Annotated in this window: 22 protein-coding genes and 1 riboswitch; of the genes, 11 read left to right on the top strand and 11 right to left on the bottom strand. The window is 54.1% G+C overall.

Features of this window, described 5'->3' with window-relative positions:
* Positions 1 to 89 precede the first annotated feature (89 nt).
* Positions 90 to 195: riboswitch (TPP riboswitch) on the top strand.
* Positions 196 to 272: 77 nt separating this feature from the next.
* Genes EI42_RS03990 through EI42_RS03980 form a run of 3 tightly spaced genes read left to right on the top strand, consistent with a single transcriptional unit; the run spans position 273 to position 2918 of the window.
* A complete protein-coding gene (locus EI42_RS03990; protein ID WP_111319028.1) occupies positions 273 to 1046 on the top strand; it encodes an ABC transporter ATP-binding protein in 774 nt (257 codons plus the stop codon).
* Entirely contained in the window at positions 1043 to 1837 is a 795-nt protein-coding gene (locus EI42_RS03985) for an ABC transporter permease (RefSeq protein WP_111319026.1), read from the top strand. The genes EI42_RS03990 and EI42_RS03985 overlap by 4 nt, the downstream gene beginning before the upstream one ends.
* A gap of 34 nt (positions 1838 to 1871) precedes the next feature.
* Complete coding sequence (locus EI42_RS03980) at positions 1872 to 2918, top strand: ABC transporter substrate-binding protein (protein ID WP_111319024.1); 1047 nt, start codon at positions 1872 to 1874, stop codon at positions 2916 to 2918.
* Positions 2919 to 2937: 19 nt separating this feature from the next.
* On the opposite strand, the gene EI42_RS03975 is transcribed toward EI42_RS03980, so the two are convergent.
* Entirely contained in the window at positions 2938 to 3597 is a 660-nt protein-coding gene (locus EI42_RS03975) for a thiamine diphosphokinase (RefSeq protein ID WP_111319022.1), read from the bottom strand.
* Between the two features lie 90 nt (positions 3598 to 3687).
* On the opposite strand from EI42_RS03975, the gene EI42_RS03970 reads away from it, so the two are divergent.
* From EI42_RS03970 to EI42_RS03960, 3 genes are read left to right on the top strand one after another with little or no spacing between them, the layout of a single operon-like run.
* Complete coding sequence (locus tag EI42_RS03970; RefSeq protein WP_249033444.1) at positions 3688 to 5049, top strand: FAD-binding oxidoreductase; 1362 nt, start codon at positions 3688 to 3690, stop codon at positions 5047 to 5049.
* Positions 5046 to 5783, top strand: coding sequence for an SDR family oxidoreductase (locus tag EI42_RS03965; protein WP_111319567.1), 738 nt, complete (start codon positions 5046 to 5048; stop codon positions 5781 to 5783). Before EI42_RS03970 ends, EI42_RS03965 begins: the two co-directional genes overlap by 4 nt.
* A gap of 24 nt (positions 5784 to 5807) precedes the next feature.
* On the top strand, positions 5808 to 6749 hold the full coding sequence (locus EI42_RS03960) for an alpha/beta hydrolase (protein ID WP_111319018.1): 942 nt from the start codon (positions 5808 to 5810) through the stop codon (positions 6747 to 6749).
* Positions 6750 to 6812: 63 nt separating this feature from the next.
* Here EI42_RS03960 and EI42_RS03955 read toward each other — a convergent pair whose 3' ends face one another.
* The 9 genes from EI42_RS03955 to EI42_RS03915 form a co-directional block, all read right to left on the bottom strand.
* Complete coding sequence (locus tag EI42_RS03955) at positions 6813 to 7757, bottom strand: hypothetical protein (RefSeq protein WP_111319016.1); 945 nt, start codon at positions 7755 to 7757, stop codon at positions 6813 to 6815.
* A 112-nt stretch (positions 7758 to 7869) separates the two neighbouring features.
* Positions 7870 to 8622 carry a 23S rRNA (guanosine(2251)-2'-O)-methyltransferase RlmB gene (gene rlmB, locus EI42_RS03950; RefSeq protein WP_111319014.1) on the bottom strand — a complete coding sequence of 251 codons (753 nt, stop codon included), beginning with the start codon at positions 8620 to 8622 and terminating at the stop codon, positions 7870 to 7872.
* A gap of 142 nt (positions 8623 to 8764) precedes the next feature.
* Entirely contained in the window at positions 8765 to 9370 is a 606-nt protein-coding gene (locus EI42_RS03945; RefSeq protein ID WP_371859997.1) for an ATP-dependent Clp protease proteolytic subunit, read from the bottom strand.
* A gap of 132 nt (positions 9371 to 9502) precedes the next feature.
* Positions 9503 to 10165: an ATP-dependent Clp protease proteolytic subunit gene (locus tag EI42_RS03940; protein WP_111319010.1), complete on the bottom strand. Its 663-nt coding sequence runs from the start codon at positions 10163 to 10165 to the stop codon at positions 9503 to 9505.
* Positions 10166 to 10366: 201 nt separating this feature from the next.
* Entirely contained in the window at positions 10367 to 11059 is a 693-nt protein-coding gene (locus tag EI42_RS03935; RefSeq protein ID WP_246046315.1) for a ribonuclease HII, read from the bottom strand.
* Positions 11046 to 11498, bottom strand: coding sequence for a 50S ribosomal protein L19 (gene rplS, locus EI42_RS03930; protein ID WP_111319006.1), 453 nt, complete (start codon positions 11496 to 11498; stop codon positions 11046 to 11048). Before rplS ends, EI42_RS03935 begins: the two co-directional genes overlap by 14 nt.
* A gap of 107 nt (positions 11499 to 11605) precedes the next feature.
* Entirely contained in the window at positions 11606 to 11872 is a 267-nt protein-coding gene (rpsT, locus tag EI42_RS03925; protein WP_111319005.1) for a 30S ribosomal protein S20, read from the bottom strand.
* 314 nt (positions 11873 to 12186) lie between these two features.
* Positions 12187 to 13974: a L,D-transpeptidase gene (locus EI42_RS03920; protein ID WP_111319003.1), complete on the bottom strand. Its 1788-nt coding sequence runs from the start codon at positions 13972 to 13974 to the stop codon at positions 12187 to 12189.
* A gap of 14 nt (positions 13975 to 13988) precedes the next feature.
* Positions 13989 to 14609 carry a TenA family protein gene (locus EI42_RS03915; protein WP_111319001.1) on the bottom strand — a complete coding sequence of 207 codons (621 nt, stop codon included), beginning with the start codon at positions 14607 to 14609 and terminating at the stop codon, positions 13989 to 13991.
* Positions 14610 to 14837: 228 nt separating this feature from the next.
* On the opposite strand from EI42_RS03915, the gene recG reads away from it, so the two are divergent.
* Positions 14838 to 17477: an ATP-dependent DNA helicase RecG gene (gene recG / locus EI42_RS03910; RefSeq protein ID WP_111318999.1), complete on the top strand. Its 2640-nt coding sequence runs from the start codon at positions 14838 to 14840 to the stop codon at positions 17475 to 17477.
* A 29-nt stretch (positions 17478 to 17506) separates the two neighbouring features.
* Here recG and EI42_RS03905 read toward each other — a convergent pair whose 3' ends face one another.
* Positions 17507 to 17686 carry a hypothetical protein gene (locus tag EI42_RS03905; protein WP_111318998.1) on the bottom strand — a complete coding sequence of 60 codons (180 nt, stop codon included), beginning with the start codon at positions 17684 to 17686 and terminating at the stop codon, positions 17507 to 17509.
* 468 nt (positions 17687 to 18154) lie between these two features.
* Between EI42_RS03905 and EI42_RS03900 the strand changes: the two genes are divergently transcribed.
* From EI42_RS03900 to EI42_RS03885, 4 genes are all read left to right on the top strand, one after another.
* Positions 18155 to 19519, top strand: a complete 1365-nt coding sequence (locus tag EI42_RS03900) for a cytochrome P450 (RefSeq protein WP_170142330.1) — start codon at positions 18155 to 18157, stop codon at positions 19517 to 19519.
* A gap of 106 nt (positions 19520 to 19625) precedes the next feature.
* Entirely contained in the window at positions 19626 to 20201 is a 576-nt protein-coding gene (locus tag EI42_RS03895; RefSeq protein WP_111318994.1) for a PadR family transcriptional regulator, read from the top strand.
* A 98-nt stretch (positions 20202 to 20299) separates the two neighbouring features.
* The gene (locus EI42_RS03890; RefSeq protein ID WP_111318992.1) at positions 20300 to 21490 is read left to right on the top strand and encodes an MFS transporter; all 1191 of its coding nucleotides are present in this window, start codon (positions 20300 to 20302) and stop codon (positions 21488 to 21490) included.
* 155 nt (positions 21491 to 21645) lie between these two features.
* Positions 21646 to 22008 carry a hypothetical protein gene (locus EI42_RS03885; RefSeq protein ID WP_111318990.1) on the top strand — a complete coding sequence of 121 codons (363 nt, stop codon included), beginning with the start codon at positions 21646 to 21648 and terminating at the stop codon, positions 22006 to 22008.
* Positions 22009 to 22164 lie beyond the last annotated feature (156 nt).

The raw sequence follows: 22164 nt of genomic DNA, 5'->3' as shown, positions 1-22164 counted from the left end.
GTCACTGGCTGTCTATATTGATATATCTGCTATCTATGATATACTTGAGGTGAATTTATTGTGTTTGGCCGTATGATGGCCGGGCATGATTGCGCTGCTAGGGGAGCCTATAGGCTGAGAGGTGGCCGGAAGCGGCCCCGACCCTACGAACCTGATCTGGGTAGTGCCAGCGGAGGGAAGCGGCAGTTCTTCTTTTTCTCTACCTCATTCTCGTTTCTGCTGCATTCTTTCCCCATGCCTTTGTATCTCCCGAAAAGAGCTGTAGAAAAACAATGAATCCAGGCTATAAACTCTCGCTTCGAGGAGTGACCAGGAGCTTTCGTTCCGGGAAGCGAACGGTAGAAGTGCTGAGCTCAATTGATATGGATGTCAGGAAGGGCGCATTTGTGACTCTGATCGGGCCCAGTGGCTGCGGAAAAAGCACGCTGTTCAATATCATTGCCGGGTTGGATGTGCCTTCTTCTGGAACGGTGGCGATCGATGGTGACGCCGAGAGCCCACGTGCCGGACGAAGCGGCTATATGCTTCAGCAGCCGTTGCTGTTGCCCTGGCGCACCGTCGAGGAGAATATCCTGCTTGGGCCCGAGGTGCGACGTGAGGCTCGCCAGCAGGCCCGGGAGGAAGCGCGTGAACTGATGAAGCGCTTCGGGCTGGCGGAATTCGCACAGCAGTATCCCGCCACGCTTTCTGGTGGCATGAAGCAGCGGGTGGCCCTGCTCCGAACGGTGCTGTTTAACCGTTCGTTCCTGCTGCTGGATGAACCGTTAGGAGCACTCGATGCCCTGACGCGTCTCTCTTTGCAGATGTGGCTGCTCGATCTGTGGCAGAGTTTCCAGTCAAGCGTGCTCTTCATCACCCATGATGTGCGTGAGGCGCTCCTGTTATCTGACCGCATTTATGTGCTCAGCGCGCGGCCTGCGCGGATTTTGCGCGTGGTGGACGTTGATTTGCCGCGCCCGCGCCGCCAGGAACATCTGGCGGAGGCACGAGCCTTACAGCTTGAACGGGAGTTGCTTTCACTCTTGCTGAAGGAGCAGCCAGTATGAAACTACGTCGTATTGCCGCTTTTGGCCCTGCATTTGTCGTCGCCCTGGCGCTGCTGGCGCTCTGGGAAGTCTATGTGCGCTCGGGGATAGTCACTCAGTCTGTGTTGCCGTCTCCGTTAGCTGTGGTACAGGCTCTGGTAGATCGAAGTGATGCTCTCTTTGCCGAGACAGTGCAGACGTTGCTTGAAACGCTCCTGGGCATAGTGGTCGCTACGGTGTTAGGCTTGCTGCTGGCGCTGGCGCTCGGGTTATCGTCGCTAGTGCGTCAGGCGCTCTATCCGTTGCTGGTTGTTTCGCAGACAGTGCCTCTGGTCGCGCTTGCGCCTCTGTTGTTGATCTGGTTTGGCTATGATATCCAGCCGAAGATTGTACTGGTCACACTGTACTGCTTTTTCCCGATAACCGTTGCCTGTGCGGATGCGCTGCTCAGCGTGGACCCTGACCTGATCCGACTGCTTCAAAGCATGCGGGCCTCAAACTGGCAAATTCTCTGGATGGTGCGTTTGCCCGCGGCGCTGCCCGCCTTCTTTTCCGGGCTCCGGATTGCCGCGACCTACAGCGTGACTGGAGCGATTGTCGGCGAGTATGTCGGAGCTGAACGCGGTCTGGGAATCTATATGGTCAAAGCGGTGAACGCGCATGCGACGGCTGCTGTCTTTGCCGCTATAGTGATTACGTCGCTTTTGAGCCTTTTCCTATTTGTACTCGTCTCATTTATTGAGCGGCTTGCTTTGCCCTGGCATCAGCGGACGTTGCCGGGTAAGTTTGGACAACAGCCCGAGAGGGCTTAGTGTTTGTGGTTGATGTAAGGAGTTCTCTTTTGTTATGAGTAAGCGAATGCGCCTGCTGGCCAGTATTTTGATCCCGGTGCTGTTGATTGCAATCGTGGCCGGGCTCTTTTTCTGGCTGCAACGTGGTAATACACAGGGGGGGCCACAGGAGATGGTCAAGGTGACGCTGGCCCCCGACTGGACACCAAATACCAACTATACCGGCGTGTATGTGGCCCAGAAACAGGGCTGGTATCATGAGCAGGGAATTGATCTACAAATCCTGCCCTATTCGCCAAATACCACGCCAGATACGCTTGTAGTCAACAATAAGGCTGATATCGGGATCAGCTCAATGGAGGGTGTGGTTGCCGATGCCGCAGCCGGTCAGCCGGTCACTTCAATTGCCGCTATTTTCCAGCATAATACGTCTGAACTGGTTGCACTGGCTGACTCCGGGATCAAGCGCCCTCGTGACCTTGATGGGAAAATATATGGCGGTTTTGGCGCTCCCTATGAAGAGGCTGTGGTGCGTGAGATTATCAAGAAGGATGGCGGGAAGGGCGACTTTAAGAACGTAATCGTGAATACCAATGTCATGGATGCTCTGAAGCAGAAGAAGATCGATTTCGCCTGGATCTTTGAGGGGGTCGACGGAGTCCGAGCTGATCGCGAGGGACTGAAGCTGATCCGCTTCCCGATCAAAGATCACGGTATTCCCGACTACTACACGCCGACCTTTATTACCAGCCCCAGGCAGATGAAGGAGAAGCCCGACGTGCTGCGTAAGTTCATGGCAGCAACGGCGAAGGGGTATGAGTATGCTCGTGAACATCCTGAAGATGCTGCGAAGATGCTTATTGAACTGGGTGGCAAGGATGCGTTCCCCGATCCTGATTTTGTGATTGCCAGCCAGAAATATCAGAGTCAGTACTATGCTGACCCCGGGCAGCCGTGGGGCTGGCAGGAGCCGAAAGTCTGGTTAGGCTATCCGCGCTTTATGCTTCAGGCTGGCGCCGTGATGGATGCCTCCGGCAAGCCGGTCAAGCGACTGGAAATCAATACCCTCTATACCAATGACTTCTTGCCTCCGAAGAAATAGGGAGAAACCCGGGAGCAATTTATGCTTCCGGGTTTTCCTGTAATTCCGCCTGCCTGGTGTGAATTGCCAGCAGAATGCCTGCCTCCAGCGTCACGGTCGCCTGTGTCGCTGTCAGCACATTGCTGATACCGCGGGGTTTGCCAAAGGTGAGCGTTTCGCCTTTCAGCGGGTAGTAGAGATTCTGTGTGCGCACGCCTTCCGCGCTCATGGTCAGCGGAAAGAGCGAGAACAGGTCTCCCGGTTCCCCTTCAATATGGAGCTCGCCCGGCCCACGAACAACGGTGCAGAGCGAGGGACCATCAGCAAGCCTGAGGTCGATACTCGCGAAATCTGGATCGGCAATGAGTAATATGTTGCCAACGGTATGCTCGAAGCGCGCTCCACCCAGTCCGCCAAGAAGGGTGATGCGGGTTGCCCCATGCGTGCGTGCAGTCATTAGCGCAAGTTCAGTATCGGTCTCGTCTTTTTCGGCTGCGACCCGGATGAGTTCGGGCGCATGTGCTTGCAGCGAAGGAGGAAGAGAATCAAAATCGCCTACAATAATATCGGGAGGATAGCCTTGCTGGATCGCGGTCACTGCCCCTTTATCGGCGGCAATAATCAGGTCTGCGCTGGCGAGAGCTTCGTTGCAGGCACTTCCGGGGCGAAACGTTCCACCCGCAAACACAACGACATGCATCTTTCTTTCAATACCTTTCGGGCTAGAATAGTAGCTCTATTTTCTCACAAATTGGTACAATGGGATATCTTCTCAATTGAGACAGTAGAGATGGACAAGAATAAGATGGCTGCAAACAATCATCCTCAATCGTGGGGGCGTTTTCCGCAGGTCAGGCCCGAACGGGTGGTTCCAGTGTACTGGCGCGATGAGATCCCGGATCTGGCGATGTTTGAGCGTCCGGTGCTGCCCTACGCATATGGTCGAAGTTACGGCGATAGCTGCCTGAACGAGGATGGCATTACCCTTGATGTCAGTAACCTGCGCCACTTTCTCTCCTTTGATGAGGAGCAAGGGCTGCTCTGCTGTGAGGCGGGAGTCACGCTGGCTGAGGTACTGGATGTCATCGTGCCTCGGGGCTGGTTTTTGCCGGTAACGCCCGGAACGAAATATGTCTCGATTGGCGGGGCGATTGCTAATGACGTACACGGCAAGAACCATCATAAGGCTGGCACCTTCGGCTGTCATGTCACACGTTTTGAGCTGCTGCGCTCCGATGGACAGCGCCTGATTTGTTCGCCAACCGAGAACAGCGAGTTCTTTCGTGCGACCATTGGCGGGCTTGGGCTGACCGGCGTCATTCTCTGGGCCGAGTTTCGGCTGAAGCGGATCCACAGCCCCCTGATCGTGATGGATCGTATCCGCTTCTCCTCGCTGGATGAGTATCGCGAACTGGCGACTGCTTCCGATCGCGACTTTGAGTATACGGTCTCCTGGGTTGTGTGTCTGGGAAGCAAGAATGAGGTTGGACGTGGCTTCTTTATGCGGGGCAACCATGATACCTCTACCCGACGCGTCGTTCAGCGACGGCGGTCGCGGCTCCCTCTGACAGTCCCGTTTGATTTCCCGTCGTTCACGCTGAATCGCCTGAGCATCCATGCCTTTAACCGGCTCTACTATCATGCGCAGTCCGTGAAGCATGTACGGAAGACGGTGCATTACGACTCGTTTTTCTATCCGCTGGATGCTATTCATCACTGGAATCGGATGTATGGGAAGCGCGGCTTTTTCCAGTATCAATTTGTGGTGCCCTTTGAGGGGGGCTACGAGGTGATGCAGGCGATCATGAACTGCATCAGCCGCTCGGGTGAGGGCTCGTTTCTGACAGTGCTCAAGTCTTTCGGGGATGTGGAATCTCCCGGTATGCTCTCGTTTCCGCGCCCCGGGCTGACGTTGGCCCTGGATTTTGCCAATCATGGCACAAAAACCTTGCGACTGCTTGATCGACTTGATGCGATGGTTCGAGAGGCTGGTGGCTGTATTTACCCGGCGAAGGATGCCCGCATGCGAGCCGATGATTTTCAGCGTGCCTATCCGCAGTGGAAGACGTTTGAGCAGTATATTGATCCAAAGTTTTCTTCGAGCTTCTGGCGTCGTGTGACGCGGGAGAATGGATGGGAAAAGAAGATATGACAAAACTGGTCATTGTAGGGGCAACCTCCGCGATTGCACAGGAGACCGCGAAATGCTTTGCCAGAGATGGCGCTGAACTATTTCTGGTCGCACGGAACAGAGAGCGGCTTGAGATCCTGGCCGCCGATTTACGGATTCGAGGTGCACAGCGGGTCGAGCTCTTTGAGCTGGATGTGCTGGATTTTGAGCGCCATCAAGAGATGCTGGATACCGCTATTGAGACTCTGAAAGGGTTTGATATGCTGTTGATTGCCCACGGGACACTGGGTAATCAGCGGGCATGTGAGGCCAGTGTTGAGGAGACGTTTGAGGAACTCAAGCGCAACGCGCTCAGCGTTATTTCTTTGCTTACAATCAGCTCCAATTATTTTGAGCGGCGCCGCAAGGGCGTAATTGCGGTCATTTCCTCTGTAGCAGGTGATCGGGGCCGCAGGAGTAACTATGTCTATGGCACGGCAAAGGGAGCTGTCAGCCTCTTTTTGCAGGGGCTGCGCGGTCGGCTGGCAAAGGCCGGAGTTGCGGTAGTGACGATCAAGCCCGGCTTTGTGGATACGCCTATGACCGCTCATATGCGCAAAGGGCTGCTTTTCGCGAAGCCGTCGACTGTGGGTGAAGATGTGTATCGGGCGATGAAAAAGCGCAAAGAGGTTGTCTATACTCCCTGGTTCTGGCGCTATATCATGCTGATTGTTCGCGCTATCCCTGAGCGCCTTTTTAAATATCTCTCATTCTAACATGTCAGAAAGGATTCTCGGGCAATGACACTTGATCCACAGGTTGCGACCTTTCTTCAGGCTCTGCCAGATAAAACAAGTGGTGGACCTGAACCCACCCTGGAAGAGATACGCCTGGCGGCAGTGCAATCCGCACTTCAGACAGCGGGTGAGCCTTTTCCGGTTCACGGGGTGGAGGACCGAGTGATTCCCGGCCCTGGTGGTCCGTTGCCTGTTCGGATCTACACCCCGGCTGATGAGGAGGGACTGCCGGCCTTGATCTATTTACATGGTGGAGGTTGGGTGATCGGCAGCCTTGAGACGCACGATCAGGTTTGCCGTTCGCTGGCGAATCTGGCACATTGTGTGGTGATCGCGGTTGATTATCGGCTGGCCCCGGAACACCCCTTTCCGGCAGCCCTGGAAGATTGTTATGCTGCAGCGGTCTGGGTAGTTGAGCATGCCGAGACGCTCCATATCGACTCGAAACGGCTGGCAATCGGTGGAGATAGTGCGGGGGGCAATCTGGCGGCGGCAGTCACGCTGATGGCTCGCGAAATGGGAGCGCCCCACTTTGTCTTTCAGGTGCTGATCTATCCCGTGACCGATCACCCGGAAAGTGGCTCTGCCTCTTATCGCGAGTTCGAGGTTGGTTATTCCCTGACGAAGCATGATATGCTCTGGTACTGTGAACAGTATCTGCCCGATCCCTCACAGTGGCAGAATCCCTATGTTGTGCCTCTGCATGCTCCTGACCTCAGCGGGCTTCCTCCCGCGCTGGTGTTGACCGCTGGTTATGATCCTGTGCGAGACGATGGGAAACGTTATGCCGACCGCTTACAGGAGGCCGGAGTTCCCGTTCAGTATCGCTGTTATGAGGGCATGATTCATAGCTTCTTCCGTATGTTTACAGTGTTTGATAAGACGATGGAGGCTCATCGAGAGGTTGCCGAAGCCTTGAAAGTAGTGTTTGAGCGGGAGGCTTAGAAAGCGAAATCGGGTATCCTCAAGATGAAGAGCGATACCCGATGTTCTTTGCTGGAATAGGGGCTATTGTTTGGAAAACACGATATAGAGAATAGCGCCAACGATGACCAGTACAATGCCAATGCCACCAAAAACATAGATCAGAATGCTGATGGGGCTGGTGCCACCTGAAGAAGAGGTCGTTGATGTCGGAGTTGGAGTGACGGCTGCGGTCGGGGATGCCTCCGGGGTGGGAGTCACTTCCTCCTCTGTCATGGTTGGGGAGGGCTCGGCTGTTGCGGTTGGAGATGCCTCTGCAATCGTAAGCTGCGCGGTTGCTTTCATGTGCTCACTCGGGTTGCCGGGAGCGTAGGCCAGCACGCTATAGGTTCCGGGCGCTGTCGTTGATGGAATGGAGAAGGTCACGCTGAACGCTCCATTTCGATCGTTGGATGATTGCGCAGTCTGAGTGAGAATAGGGGAACCACCGCTATTGAGAATGCTGATATTGACTCCCTGACTGGGAACCCAGTTCGCGCCGGTGACTGTGACCTGATCGCCTGGTTTGATATCGGGCTGGGAAAGTGTGATACTGACATCCTGAGCCACCGTATAGGCGTTTGATGAGAGCGTGCCTGTAGTTCCCACAATCGCACAGATATAATATGGCGTGGTGGGGGTTGCCGCGTTAGCGGGCCAGGTTGCATTGACGAGAAATGCGCCCCCCTGTATGGGGGCCGTCGATGGCGAGAAGGGGGTCATACCGGGTGCAGTGCCCGGATTGCATTGACCGGGGTCAGCATTAGTGGTCACAAAGAGCAGTACCTGCGGTTGATTGTCAAAGCCGGTACCAGCGATTGTAACGGGTGTGCCAACGTGCCCGATGGGGGCACCCTCAACCATTGGCGCAGTAATCTGGACCTGGCCCGCTGCATGCGCCGGGGTTGGCTGAAGTGGGGCCAGGAGAGAGAGTCCAACCAGACAACCAAAGAAAAGCAGCAAGAAGCGCTTATGAAATAGCTTTATCACGTTCTATAACTCCTGAGCAAATAGCCTCGATCATTATGATATGACGTAGGGAGCCAAAATCATGTAACAGATCCTTGACCTTTTCACCGGGTGCGCGAGGTAGCAGGGCTGCTTATCGGCCCTGCTCGTTTCCTGTTCGCTGCCTGAGCGCTTCATAAAGCGCGATGCTTCCCGCGACTGCCGCATTGAGCGAGTTAATGTAGCCGTACATGGGTAGCTTGATGAGCAGGTCACAGTGCTCGCGTACGAGGCGACTGATGCCCTTCCCCTCATTGCCGACGACAATTGCCAGCGGGCCGGTCAGGTTAGCCTGAGTATAAACTGTTTGTGCCTCTCCTGCCAATCCCACAACCCAGACATTTTGCTTTTTCAGATAGTCAATCGTCCGAGTGATATTCGTCTCTTTGGCGATCAGAATATGTTCTGTGGCTCCGGCTGAGGTTTTGACCACGGTCGCATTGACCTCGGCGGCGCGATGCTCAGGAATCACGACGCCGTGTACGCCGGCGGCCTCGGCTGTGCGCAGAAGAGAGCCCAGGTTATTGACGTCCTGAATCGCGTCAAGGATCAGGATAAAGGGGGCTTCGTTTTTGATGGAGGCGTGCTCAAGGATATCGTCAACGTGGGCGTACTGCCGCTCTTCTACCTGTGCAACGCAGCCCTGATGAACCGCGCCCTTGCTGATATGATCCAGCCGCGAGCGTGGCACAACCTCAACGGGCAGGCGCTTTTTCTCCGCGACCTGTTTAATCAGGGAGATAACGCCTCCTTCCTTCAAACCTTCTGCCAGCAAGATGCGCTTGATGACCCTGCCAGAATTCAGGGTTTCGAGAACGGGGTTGCGACCCCAGATATATTCTGCCATTATGCTCCTCTACAACCATTTTTTTGCTATCAACAATGCTATCCCGGCTGTCAAGTAGCAAAAAGGGGGAGTGAAAGGGGCATCTAAGGAGACAGAGAAACGAGCAGGGAGGTAACCCGACTCGTTTCCCTGAATGATCTGCTTATTTCTCCTCATCCTCTTTGGAGGAAGGAACGAGGATCTCGTCCACAAGACCATAGTCTACGGCCTGTTGCGCGGTCATATAGTTATCGCGGTCCGAATCCGCTGCGATTCGCTCCAGGGTCTGTCCGGTATGATGGGCCAGAATCTGATAGAGGCGATCGCGGGTGCGAATGATCTCGCGGGCCTCGATCTCGATATCGCTGGCCTGACCCTCGATGCCGCCAGAAACGAGCGGCTGGTGAATCAGGACAGTGGAGTTCGGGAGGCAGTAGCGTTTCTTCGGTGCTCCTGCTGCCAGCAGCACGGCACCCATACTCATCGCCATACCCACACAGAACGTCGAGACATCGGCCTCAAGGAACTGCATGGTGTCATAGATCGCCAGACCGGCGGTTACGCTTCCTCCTGGTGAGTTGATGTAGATGCTGACGTCACGGGTAGCATCCTCGCTCTGTAGGTAGAGCAGAACCTGAATGGTCTGGTAGGCGACGATATCGTCAATGGGCTTGCCGATCATGACGATGCGGTCTTTGAGCAACAGATCATCGATCGTCATAGACACATCATACGACTCACCACCATAGTATTCGTTGGTGATGCGCATAACGTCCTCAACAAACGACGGCCTGTAGATCGGGTTGTTGGCGCTGCTCTTCTCGATGATCTCTAGAGCCTCTTTCCGCCATTTGGGATCATTTGGATTAAAAACGGTGCCCATGCTTTCTCCTTCTCACGTTTACGCTTGCGTCTCTTCCCGCTTGATGATCTCGTCGGCCAGACCGTAAGCAACAGCCTGTTCTGCAGTGAGGTAGTTCACGCGGTCGGCTGTCTGAGCCACCTCATCATAGGTTTTACCGCTATGCTTGGCGAGAATCTCGTAGAATGAGCGGCGCTGACGTACCAGTTCGGTCGCCTGAATCTCGATATCGCGCGCCTGACCCTTTACCGCGCTCAGCGGCTGGTGGAGAATCACGCTTGCGTTGGGCAGCATGTAACGCTTTCCTTTGGTTCCTGCGGCTAGCAGCGCCGCCGCTGCACCACGTGCGACGCCGACGCCGACGGTTGTGATATCGGACTTGAGGTACTGCATGGTGTCATAGACCCCCAGTCCATAGTACAGGTGCCCCTCAAGTGACCCATGACAGTTAATATACATAGCAATATCACGGGTGGCATCTTCGCTATCAAGGTAGAGCAACATGCCGATGAGCATATTGGCTATTTCGTCATTGATGACTGGAGGCACAAAGATGATTCGCTCTTTGAGCAACAGTGAGGGGATCTCGCGTACGCGCACCGGCTCTCTGCGGCCATAAGGGCGGTGTCCTTCGATTGTGGGGAACGGTGTTCCGGGAAGCGCAATTCGCTGCCTGACCTCCTGGCGGTTTCCGTCATCCATGCTGTATGCTCCTTTGTATTTCTATTTGCATTGACTGTGATTATACATCTACCATATGCCACGGAAAATGTATCGTCAACTGAAAACTTCACCCTGCAAAAAAAGTGTTGTTTTATGATATCGTAACCACATGAATTTATCAATGCGAGCCTGGGACAGGAGAAGATGCGCCGCTTTCCCGGGCAGGGGGACAAGCTGGAATCACTCAAAATCGGCAAAGAGCCCATAGAGCATCTCGCGAATCGGAGAGAACGTTTTGCGATGGTGAGGTGTTGCACCATATTGCTTGATGGCCGCGATATGGGCTTCGGTGCCGTAGCCCTTGTGACGGTCAAAGCCGTACTCCGGGTATTCCTGGTGGAGCTCTCGCATCAGGCGATCGCGGGTGACTTTCGCAATAATGGAGGCCGAAGCTATAGAGAGGCTGCGTGCGTCCCCTTTAATGAGCGAGCGCTGTGGGAGCGTAAGATTGGGGAGGGTTAACGCATCAAGGAGTAATGCCTGTGGTGCGGGAGAGAGCTGATCCAGTGCGACCTGCATTGCTCGCTTGGTTGCCTGGAGAATGTTATAGCGCTCGATCAGTTCAACGGAACCAATGCCAACACCCACGGCCAGCGCCTCTTGCATGATGCGATCGTAGAGGCTTTCGCGTGTGGCTTCGCTGAGTTGTTTGGAGTCATTCACACCCCTCAGGAGCTCGCTGAGGGTCTCGGCTCCTTTCTCCAGAGGTAGCATAACAGCGGCGGCTACCACCGGGCCCGCGAGGCATCCTCTTCCAGCCTCGTCAAGCCCGGCGATAAAGCAATAGCCCTGCTCGAACAGGGCCATTTCTTCTGCTAATGATGCTGTGATCGCTCCAGTAGAGCGAGTTGTGCTCGATTTAGGCGTTTTCACTTTGGGCTTCGGTGCGTGCTTCCTGTTTCGCGGCCTTCTGAGCAGCCTGTGCGGCAGTCATCGGGCGAACTTCTTTCAGGCGTGCAGCCTTACCGGTGAGGCCACGCAGATAGTACAGTTGCTTGCGGCGTACACGTGCATGGCGCAGTACTTCGATCTTCTCGATACGAGGCGAGTTGATCAGGAACGTTCTCTCAACACCAACACCATTGGTGATACGACGAACGGTGAAGTTGCGGTTGACGCCGCCACCACGAATGCGCATCACAACGCCCTCGAAAGGCTGAAGACGCTCGCGGTTCCCTTCAACAACTTTGACCTGCAGGCGAACTGTATCGCCAGATTTAATTTCTGGTATGTCTTTGCGTAACTGAGCACTTTCAACAGCGGCCAATAGCGCCCGCCCTGCTGGCTTCGTTACGACCTTGTTATCAGCCATCCCTTAAAACCTCCTGTGCGCTCTTTGCTTTTCGCAGACACGCATAACTCCCGCTGCTTCCCGGAGGGGCAGCGGAATCCACGATTGCAGTGCATTGGGCGCAGGTATTACCTTGCGTTGAGTTGCTTCATCAAGCGAGATTTGCGGCGTGCTGCGTTGTTCTTGTGCAGTACACCTTTCTTTGCAGCTTTGTCCAGTGCGCTGATCGCTTCACGAACAGCAGCCTCTGCGGCAGCCGCGTCCAGATCAGGCGTTGCAATTGCCTGACGCGCTTTGGTGATCTCGGTCCTGACAGTTGATTTCACGCTGCGATTGTGTGCGCGGCGCTTCTCTTCCTGGCGCATGCGCTTTTCGGCAGCTTTATTGTTTGGCATGTGAAGATTTCCTCCCCGAATATCTGCCTCGACACCGGCTTTAACGAACGGACAATGGTACTCCTTGACGAACTACGGGGGCTTCGATCAGCAATATAAGCGGCATCACCGCAAGGATCCTGGGATGCGCTTATCTGTTGGTGTACTTCTTGCCCTGACTTTTTGCTTCTGTTCTTTTAGATAGTATAGGGATTATCGCAACAATAAAAATCCCGGTCTGTTATTGCCGGACTGGGTGAGTGCGCGTAGATTATAGCAGAAGTCCTTTTCACCTGTCAAACGACGCGTACTCGTGGTTACGAACTGACGCGTTTCTAATAAATGAGCAGTGGTGTCCCGTAGGCTGTATGCTGATAGAGCCAGCCCGCGTCCGCTTCTGCCAGGTTAATGCAGCCATGACTGCCATTGCTCGCAAACTCACCCCCTGCGTCGGCATGCGGAAAATTGGTCCCCGGCCCATACTCGGTACGCCACCAGCTATCGTGAATAAAGTAACCTCCCTCACGAAATCCCATTGCATATGTGATTCGAGTGTCGGGATACCAAAAGGCAGAACCCGGAGGCTCGGGAGACGTGAAGCGTGTCGGGGATTGGCGCAGAAAGATCGGCCAGTACCCGGGTGGCGTTGGACGCTCATATTGCCCTGTGGTGACGCGGAAGGCCCGAAGCAGCTTCCCCTCCTGATAAACGCGCATTGTTTGTTCGAGTAGCGAGACCACTATCACCTGTCCCTGCTCCTGATGATAGAAGCGGATCAGGTGGAGATCGGTGCTATGGACCTGATTCCAGGGCTCTTTGCTGCTGGCGTTGTTCTGCATCGCATGAAAGTGTTCCCGGGCATTTTTCAGCAGATCAATGATAACCTGATAGTCATCCGCGTTCTTTGCCCGCTGGACGCTGGCTCTCAACTCGGCAAGTAACCCATGTGCATCGTTGTACTCATATCCATAGCTGTAGGTAGTATTGTCAAATGCATTTTGATACCGGTGGGTCTGACCCCAACGCTGGACCTCGTCGCGCAGGATGTTCAGCCGATAGGTAGCCTCCCCGCGGAGCAGCGGAAGACGGAGCGCGGCGCTATCCTGCTCAATTTGCTGTGCGACCTGCAGATATTCGGCGGGTGAGGAGGCCCGCTTGAAAGCCTCTCTGTTCGCTTCCAGCCGCTTTTGATAGACGCTGATATCGACATGGTAGCTTTGCAGCCGTTCCAGATCCTCGGCAAGCTGCTGAAGCTTCACCTGCCCGATAGCCTGGATGTGTTGCGCGGTAAGCTCATTGCCCAGGCGAACATGGTTCTGAAGCTGCTGCAACAGACGAGTGAAATCGCTGGCGGTTTGGGCACTTAGCAGGTTGGCTTTGTCGCTCTGTTCGTAAGTCTTGAGCGTATCGACTTCCACACCAACCTGTGCAAGCAAGGTAATGGTGGTCTGGAGACGGTTGAGCTGGTCATGAACAGGACCGAGTAGCTGTAGTGCCTGCATCGTATCGTGCATGCTGGCACTGACCTGTACAAAATCGCCGGGAAGCCGGGCCTGTTCTAGTTGCAGGCGATATTGAGAGAGCACCTCTTTGAAGCGCTCAGTTTCCAGAAAACCCTGTGCCTCGCGTTGGTTGAGCAGACTACTGAGCGCCTGTAGGTCGCGGTTCGCCTGGTAGCTCAGTCGTTGTGGGGCCTGTTCCTCGATACCGTGGAGTTGGATCAGCAGGAGTTGGTAGCTCTGCTGTAGATTGGTATAATAGGTTGTTACAGCCTGTGTATTTGTAAAGAAGGCGAGCGGCGCATGGGTGTTGTTCAGAACCTGCTGACGGCGCAGTATTGGCTGAAGGTAAGCGTCGGGAATCCCGATACTGCGGGCATATCGGAGCTCCTGCGCGAGCGCTTTGCTGCTCTGTTCGGCCTGTTGTTGGGCCAGCGGATCGCCGGGAAAGGCACTGAGCAGCACCATACAGAGAAAGAGAAGTCCTATCAGGAGGCAGAGACCCCGCAGTACATGCCTGTTTGGGCGACGCTTGTGTTCTGGTTGCGGATACCTGCTCAGAGTGCGCAGGTACCGAGCAGGATGTGCGGTCTGGGTGGTGGCGGTTCTTACTGCGCGAACCATGACTCCTCGCAGCTTCAAGAGACGCCTGCGCCCGACCAGGCCATATCCCAGAAAGCCTTTTCCATCTGGGCTACATCGAGGAAAGCCTGCTCTGCTTCCTGAACATAGCCTCCGCGTTCCAGCGAGACTGAGGCAAGGCCATCAAGTACGCCGACGAATGTTTCAAAACTCGGTGAGGTCCAGCGCTCGACAAATTCACGGAACTGTGGTCCTCCCGGAAGGGCGCTTTTCCAGGCGTCCAGGTAGGCACGTTCCACGGCCCAGATAATGGTGAGAATGACGGGTGGAGGTGCCTGAACATACCGTTTAAAGAGCGCTCCATATTGCTGTGTGACCGGATGTTCTGGACCATACACATTCAAATGGCGCTCTTTTGCCAGATCCTCGAACCATGTTAGCTCTGCTTCCAGTGAGGCAAGACAACGTATGATCGCTGAATGCGCAGGACGTGGCGCACGGGTGAGAAAAGAGGCCAGGAATTTCATTTCATAGCCGACAAAGTGGTAATCCTGAACAAGCCATGCATTGAAGGCCTGGTCGTTCAGGGTTCCATTCCGCACTGCGTCAAGGAATGGATGATGTGTTGCGGTTTCCCAGCCATCTTTGAATTTCTCTATGAAAGATTCAACTCTCATTGTGGGATGCCCTTTCTTTCTTATCCAGGTGAGCAGAGTTTCCGTTTTATACAATAAACGATAGATAATTATAAGTGCAAGGGATTGTTTCTGGCGTAACAGGGTAGTTGGCCTTGTTATGTATTTCACGTTGTTGTCAGGAGGAGAATAGACAAATGTCACATTGACTTTTGTCTCGCTCTCCTTCTATTATTGGGGAGTGAATCCCTGAGCAGTTAGAAGATTTGTATGGAAAAACAGTCAAAGCAACATGTTTTATCTCCATATATAGAGCGCGCTCGTAAGGTGCTGCAACTGGAACAGCGCACACAGTATCGGGATAAGGCCATTCTGGGTGGTGGGCTTGAAGCGTTTGCCTCTCACTGGACCTCGGAGGCTGTTCAGACCTGTAGTGCCGCTGGTATAGATCCCGCTCCTGTGCGCCGTTTTGCCCAGTTGCTTCAGGGGTATCATCAGCGTGACCCGGAGCAACGTGCATCAAGTTTGCGGGCGGTGCTGGCCCTATTACATGAACTGGACTCCGGTCCAAATCCAGTCGCTACACCCGTGAAGAAAGAAGCGGAGCCGATTGCTGCGCCCGTAAAGAAAGAGGCAAAACCGAAGGATGCCAGACCGGAGCCGGTTATCCGCAAGATGCAGGAGCCCCCACCGTTGCCACAGAACCAGATCCAACTGGAAGCGGGCATGTCTCAAGGGCATACTGCTTTAACGCTGTTGAGTGCCGATGTGAGCGCTATTCCCGGCGTGGGGCCGACGGTGAAGAAGCGCCTGAATCACCTGAATATTCGTACTGTGCGGGATCTTCTCTTTTATTTCCCGCGTGAGCATCGTGATTATAGTAGACTGACTCCTATCAACAAAATTCCATTTGATGAGCTGACAACAACAAAGGGCCTGATCTGGGAGGTGAGCACAAAGCGCACCAGCGGCGGCCGAACACGCACTATTGCCGAAATTTCCGACGAATATGGCAAACTCTATGCAAACTGGTTTAATCAGCCTTATCTGGAAAAGCAACTACAAAAGGCGAAGGGAAGCTATATTGTTGTTACCGGTATCAAGCAGCGTCTCGGGAACAAAGTCTACTTTAATGTCCGTAGTCATGAACTCCCGGAACAGAACGAGCTGCTCAACACCGGGCGGTTGGTTCCGGTCTATAGCCTGACCGAAGGCCTGCATGCGAAGGCCTTGCGACGTTTTACTGATTATGTGGTCAAGCGCTATGCCGGGATGCTTCCTGAACATCTTCCCCCTTCGGTGTTGCAGGCAGCGAACCTGCTGACGCTTTCGCAGGCAGTGGCGCAATATCACTATCCCGAAAATGAGGGCATGCGTCAGGCGGCCTATCGACGGCTGGCCTTTGACGAGCTCTTTTTGATTCAGCTTGGCATGCAGGAACGGCGCTCGCGCTGGCAATTCGAGGCTCCACAGGGGAACGCTTTCTCTATTGAACTGGATAAGATCTTTCTTGATTCTTCTGAGTTGCCGAAGATCAAGAGTCCTGAGCGTCAGGAAGCTGTACCTACGCTTGGCTCAACACTCTGGTCGGTCTTTACCACCGATAAGCCGCTTGAGGCAACCCTCCCTTTCCGCTTTACTGAGGCACAGAGGCGGGTGATTTGCGAGATTTTCGCGGATATGGCGAAGAGTCAGCCGATGTGCCGCTTGCTTCAAGGTGATGTGGGTGCCGGTAAAACGGCTGTGGCTGCTGCCGCGCTGTTGATGGCGGCGTTCAACGGGTGCCAGGGCGCAATTATGGCACCAACGGAAATTCTGGCGGAACAGCATGCGCGCAGTATCACGAAGATGCTGGAACCGTTCGGCATTCGGACGGTATTGCTGACGGGAAGCCTGCGCCAACGTGAGCGCAATCAGTATCGTGAGATGCTGGCGAGTGGAGAGGCCGCGGTGGCGATTGGTACTCACGCGCTGATTCAGGACGATATCACCTTTCATAAGCTTGGTCTGGTCATTGTTGACGAGCAGCATCGTTTTGGTGTGGAACAGCGCGATCTCTTGCGACGTAAGGGGTACCATCCGCATATGCTGGTGATGACCGCGACGCCAATCCCGCGCACGCTGGCTCTGACCCTCTATGGCGATCTGGACGTTTCGGTGATCGATCAGCTTCCGCCCGGTCGGCAGAAGATTATTACGCGCTGGCGTACCGGCGCACGGCGCAAGGAAGCCTATCAATTGATCGAGAAGCAGGTGGAGGAGGGCAGACAGGCGTTTATCATCTGTCCGCTGGTTGAGGAGTCGGAGGCGCTACAGGAGGTGAAAGCGGCAACAGCCGAGTATGAGCGCCTCCAGCGGGAGGTCTTCCCGCATCTGCGCCTCGGGCTGTTGCATGGCGCGATGAAGCCCGCCGAAAAAGATGAGATCATGCATCGTTTTCGAAACCATGAGCTTGATGTGCTGGTCGCAACCTCGGTGATTGAAGTTGGTATCGATATCCCGAACGCGACTGTTATCGTGATCGAAGATGCCGACCGTTTTGGTCTATCTCAGTTGCACCAGTTTCGAGGCCGGGTCGGACGCGGGCAACATCAGTCGTATTGTTATGTGCTGAGCGCTGAGGCCAGTATCAATGCACAGGAGCGCCTGGGCGTCTTTGAGCAGATCGATGATGGCTTTAAGCTGGCTGAAGAAGATCTCCGTTTGCGTGGCCCCGGTGACTTTGTCGGCGTGCGTCAGAGTGGTATGCCCGAAATGAAGGTTGCTGATCTCAGCGATACCGCGCTGATCTCATTGACGCGCGATGTAGCTGCTAAACTCTGGCAAAGCGATCCCTACTTACGCAAACCAGAGCATGCACCACTGCGCGAACGCATGCACCTCTTCTGGCGCGATTTTATGGCTCACTAGCAAAAACAATCGGGCAGGGGAACTGTTTCTCACGCTTCCTCTGCCTCGCTCAGGGGCATGTTGAGCGTCTCCAGCCGATAGGTCGTACCACAGAGTCGGTTTAAGCCTGCCAGCGCTCGCTCAGCGTCCTCTCGCTGAACCGGCTGTCCCAGAACCATCATCCAGATGAGCAAAGTGCTGATACCGCTATATCTGGATACTTCAGTCATAGAGACCTGATGCTTTTTCAATATGTGTTTAAATGTGAGCTTTATCATCTGCCTTTTCACCCTTCAACAGTTCTTCAAAACCATGACACTATAGCAGTAAGCAAGGGACGGGTTCTCCGGACCGAGAAAGTGTGATCGTGGTTGCGTGAGCTACCACAGTTTCGTGCTTCCTCGAAATAACTTGATTTTTCAATGCGCTTTTGAGACACTAAACGCAAATCTCCCTCTCTTTTGTGGATGTCCGACGCGATAAAAGTTACCCAAAAGGTGGAGCAGGATCGAAAGATATCGAACGTTTTGCTTGTAATGCTCTCCATTTTCTGTCATCTCTTTTGTGCATGAAATCGGGAGGAGCAGGTTGGAGGAAAAGATCCATCTTTTTCTCGATGCATTCCCGAGTGTGCTGCTGCTATAGTGTGAAGTGTTCCAGATAACAACGTGATGCATGATGAAACGGGAGAACACACAATGGTTGCACTCTCTACGCAGGAAAAGGAGATTCCTTTTCTCAAGCAAGAGAATCCCCTGATGGGGAGCCTGCTTGAGCATAATAGAGACCGTTTGAACTTCTATATGCGGCTGTGGCAGGAACATGGGAATGTGGTCGGGTTTCACTTTGGGCCCTTCCCGGGCGTGGCGTTTTTTGCGCCTGAACAGGTACGCAGTATTCTGGTAGAGCATGGCTATGATTTTGATAAAGGAGTGGCAATACATACCATCTTTCGGGCAGTCGTTGGCGATGGGATCTTTAGCAGCGAAGGGGAGTTTCATCGACGACAGCGCAAGATTATGGCACCTCCGTTTCAGCCACGGCATATTGTCAGCTATGCTGATACGATGGTGCGATATAGCGAGCAGATTCAACGGCAGTGGCAGGATGGGGAGAAAATCCTGATCAACCATGCGATGACCGATCTCACCATGAGCATTATTGGGAAGGTGCTCTTTGATGCGGATGTTTTTAAGGAGACCGATGAGTTGGGAAACGCCTTTACCGTGATGTTTTCGTATGTCGGGAAGGAGCTAACTCGCCTGATTCATCTGCCGCTTGGCTGGCCTCTTCCCGGCCATGCGCAGGTTCGTACTGCTGCCCGACTGCTCCAGGATCGTCTACGCCAGATGATCCGGGAACGGCGCATGCGGCCACTGGATGAGCGCAATGACGTGCTCTCACTCTTGCTGCGTGCCCGCTATGATGATGGGAGCGCGATGGATGAGGATCAGATCATTGCGGAGGCGCTAACGCTTTTTGGGGCAGGACATGAAACGACTGCCGTGGCGCTTACCTGGGCCTGGTACCTGCTGACGCAAAATCCCGAGCGCTATCGGAAGATGCGTCAGGAGGTCGACACTGTTTTGCAGGGCCGTTCGCCGACCTATGACGATCTTGCTCAACTTCCCTACACGGTTCAGGTCTTCAAAGAGGCGTTGCGTCTGTATCCACCAGCCTATGCGTTTACTCGCACCGCGCTGAAAGATGTTTTGATTGATGGGTACCGCGTACGCAAGAATACGGTTGCGCTGATGGCTCCATGGGTGATGCATCGCAATCCTGAACATTTTCCTGATCCCGAACGCTTTGAGCCCGAACGTTTTGGGCCAGAACATGAAAAGCTGATCCCGCGCTATGCGTTTCTGCCGTTTGGAGCCGGACCGCGTATCTGTCTTGGGAACCATTTTGCTATGATGGAGGGACCGCTGTTACTGGCGACGCTGGCACAGCGCGTGTCGTTTGAGTTTGTGCCGGGACAACAGGTTCTTCCCGATCCTTCCAATACGCTGACGCTGCGTCCGCGTGATAACGTGAGCATGATTGTACGGCGTCGTGTCTGACAGGAGCGCAGAAAAGGCGAAGCGCAGGGCGATAAGCGTGCCTTGACGCCTCGCCTTTTTCAACGATATAATAGGTCAGATTTGACTGAGTAGGGCGGCTGTAACCATGTATAAACAAGTGATGCTTCTTGGCCTGCTGTTGGAAAAGCCAATGTATGGACAGCAGATCAGAGAGGTCATTGAAAACCATCACGAGATGCTGGCAAACTTTATCAAGAAGCCAACCATCTATTATCAACTGGAGCGTCTGGCGCATGATGGCTACCTGGAGATTCGCCGAGAGTCAGTGGAGGCTCCAGGGCCCGGTGCTGCCCACGATGATGTTGCGCTGCGCGAGCGTGACGTCTACTATATTACGGAAAAAGGACGTCAGTATTTCTATAGCCTCTTACGAGATACGATCAGCCGCTATACTCCCGGATTGGAAGATATCGACGCCTGTTTGTTCTTCCTGCGCTATCTTTCGCCCGAGGAAGCCAGGGCTCTGCTGGAAAAGCGTTATCAACTTGTCAACAGTTTCCGCCTCTCGGTCGTGAAGCAAATGGAAGGACTCTCTTCTCCAGATCCCGCTCACTTGCTGGTAAATGATCATAAGCTGACATTGCTGGATGCGGAGCTGAACTGGCTGCGCCGAGCAATCGATCATCTCTGTTCTTCTCAACGGAAGCAAGTCGAAGCGTAACTCTTTTTCCAGAGACGAAAGCATAGAAAGGGACAGAAGGTTTGCTCTTTTTTATGAGTTAAGTCAAATCTGACTTAATAAAAGGACGAGGTTAGAGTATGGAAAAGCAGAAACGCACGGCTATCTCCTTGATGGCCTTAACCGTGCTGATAGACTTCACAGGCTTTGGACTGATTATCCCGTTACTTCCTTTTTGGGCGGAACATTTTGGCGCGAATGCTTTCATGGTTGGCATGCTTTCAAGCCTGTATGCGCTGGCTCAGTTCCTGTTTACCCCGCTGTTGGGAAGCCTTTCTGACCGGTACGGGCGTAAACCGATCATTCTGCTCTCGTTGGTGATCGAGGCGTTGTCGTTTGCTCTGACGGCCCTGGCAGGGTCGCTTCCGGTGTTGTTGCTTGCTCGCTTTATCGGAGGTCTGGGCGCTTCAAATATTGGTTCTGCGCAGGCTGTGGTCGCGGATGTCACTGCGCCGAAGGAGCGAGCAAGGGGCATGGGAATCATCGGGGCCTCTATTGGTCTTGGCTTTGTGGTTGGTCCTGCGCTTGGCGGAGTGCTGGCACAGCAGAATCAGACACTGCCATTCTGGATCGCTGCCGGGGTTGCCTTGCTCAATATGGTGCTGGTGCTATTCCTGTTGCCTGAGACGCGTAAGCGTAGCAGCGTGAAGGAGGAAGCACAGCAGCGAGGGATCAATGTGCTGTTTTCTGGCTGGCGTACCGCGGTGCATTACCCGCTGATCCTGTCGGTTGTCCTTGTCAATCTGTTGTATACCGTAGCTTTTACCGGCATGGAGTCAGTCTTTGCCCTCTTTACGCAGCATGAGTTTGGATGGGGGGCATCACAGAACGCTTATGTGTTTACGTATATAGGCGTCATTGTGGTGATCATGCAAGGTGGGCTGGTAGGGCAGCTGGTGCGGCGCTGGCGTGAGAACGTTGTAATGATCGGCGGTATGGTATGCCTGGCGCTCGGGCTGCTCGTACTGGCGTTCAGTCATCAGCTTGCACTCTTGCTTATCGCGCTTGGTATTCTGAGTATTGGAGATGGAGCGGTTTCGCCACTGGTTTCCACCCTGCTTTCGTTTGCCACGCCTTCAGATGTGCAGGGCGAGACCCAGGGCTTCGCGCAGGGGATCGCGGGCCTGGGGCGTGTGCTTGGGCCGCTGGTTGCAGGCGGGCTCTATGCACTGGGGGGGCCGGCGATCCCGTTTGTTGTTGGTGGGCTGCTTTCGTTGCTGGCTGTATTGACTGCTTCCCCATCGCTTGCAAAGATTCAGCGTCCGGCCTGACAAGCCGGAGAATATGAAGTGGTGAGCTGCGATTTGCAGTGTTTCCACTTTTACGGTATCTTTTAACGTAAGGGAATGACGCTGCATTGGCAGCGTAGTGTGCGGGTCGTTGCTGGTCTGCACGCTTTTTTACCTTTAAAGGAGAGTGAGTTTTTATGCGTATTGCAATCTGGGTTGTGCGTGTTTGCTTTATCCTGGCTCTTATCATGGGAGTTCTCTTCTGGACCGGGAATTACACCTATATGCCACGGGCCGTAGATACACATAGATTACTGGGCCTGATCGTCACCATTGCGCTCTGGGTGATCGCCGGTATTTTGATGACCTCCAAACCCGGAAACCGGGGAAACGCAATCGGAGCCTTTGTCTGGGGTATAGTCCTGTTGATTGTGGGCTTCACGCAGGATTCTTTTGTTATCGGCCCGGGCAATGTGGTGACGAAGATTGTGCATGCCCTGCTTGGTATCGGCGCGATTGGTTTGAGTGAGATGATGAACGCTCGCCATAAACGCGACTAAGCGGCGGGTGCTGCAAGGCGAGGAGACAGTCCACAGGCTGTGTCCTTGCTTTTTTTATAGGCATCTGGAATCGGGGTAAAAGGAGCAGTGAACGCACTGGCTCATATCTCCCTCCTATTGCCGAAAGTCTCGCGTTATGGTTTAATGGAAACAGCA

The sequence above is a fragment of the Thermosporothrix hazakensis genome (assembly GCF_003253565.1).
Classification (GTDB): Bacteria; Chloroflexota; Ktedonobacteria; order Ktedonobacterales; family Ktedonobacteraceae; genus Thermosporothrix; species Thermosporothrix hazakensis.
Note: the sequence above shows the minus strand (reverse complement) of the source record. Positions and strands in the feature narration are given on the sequence as shown.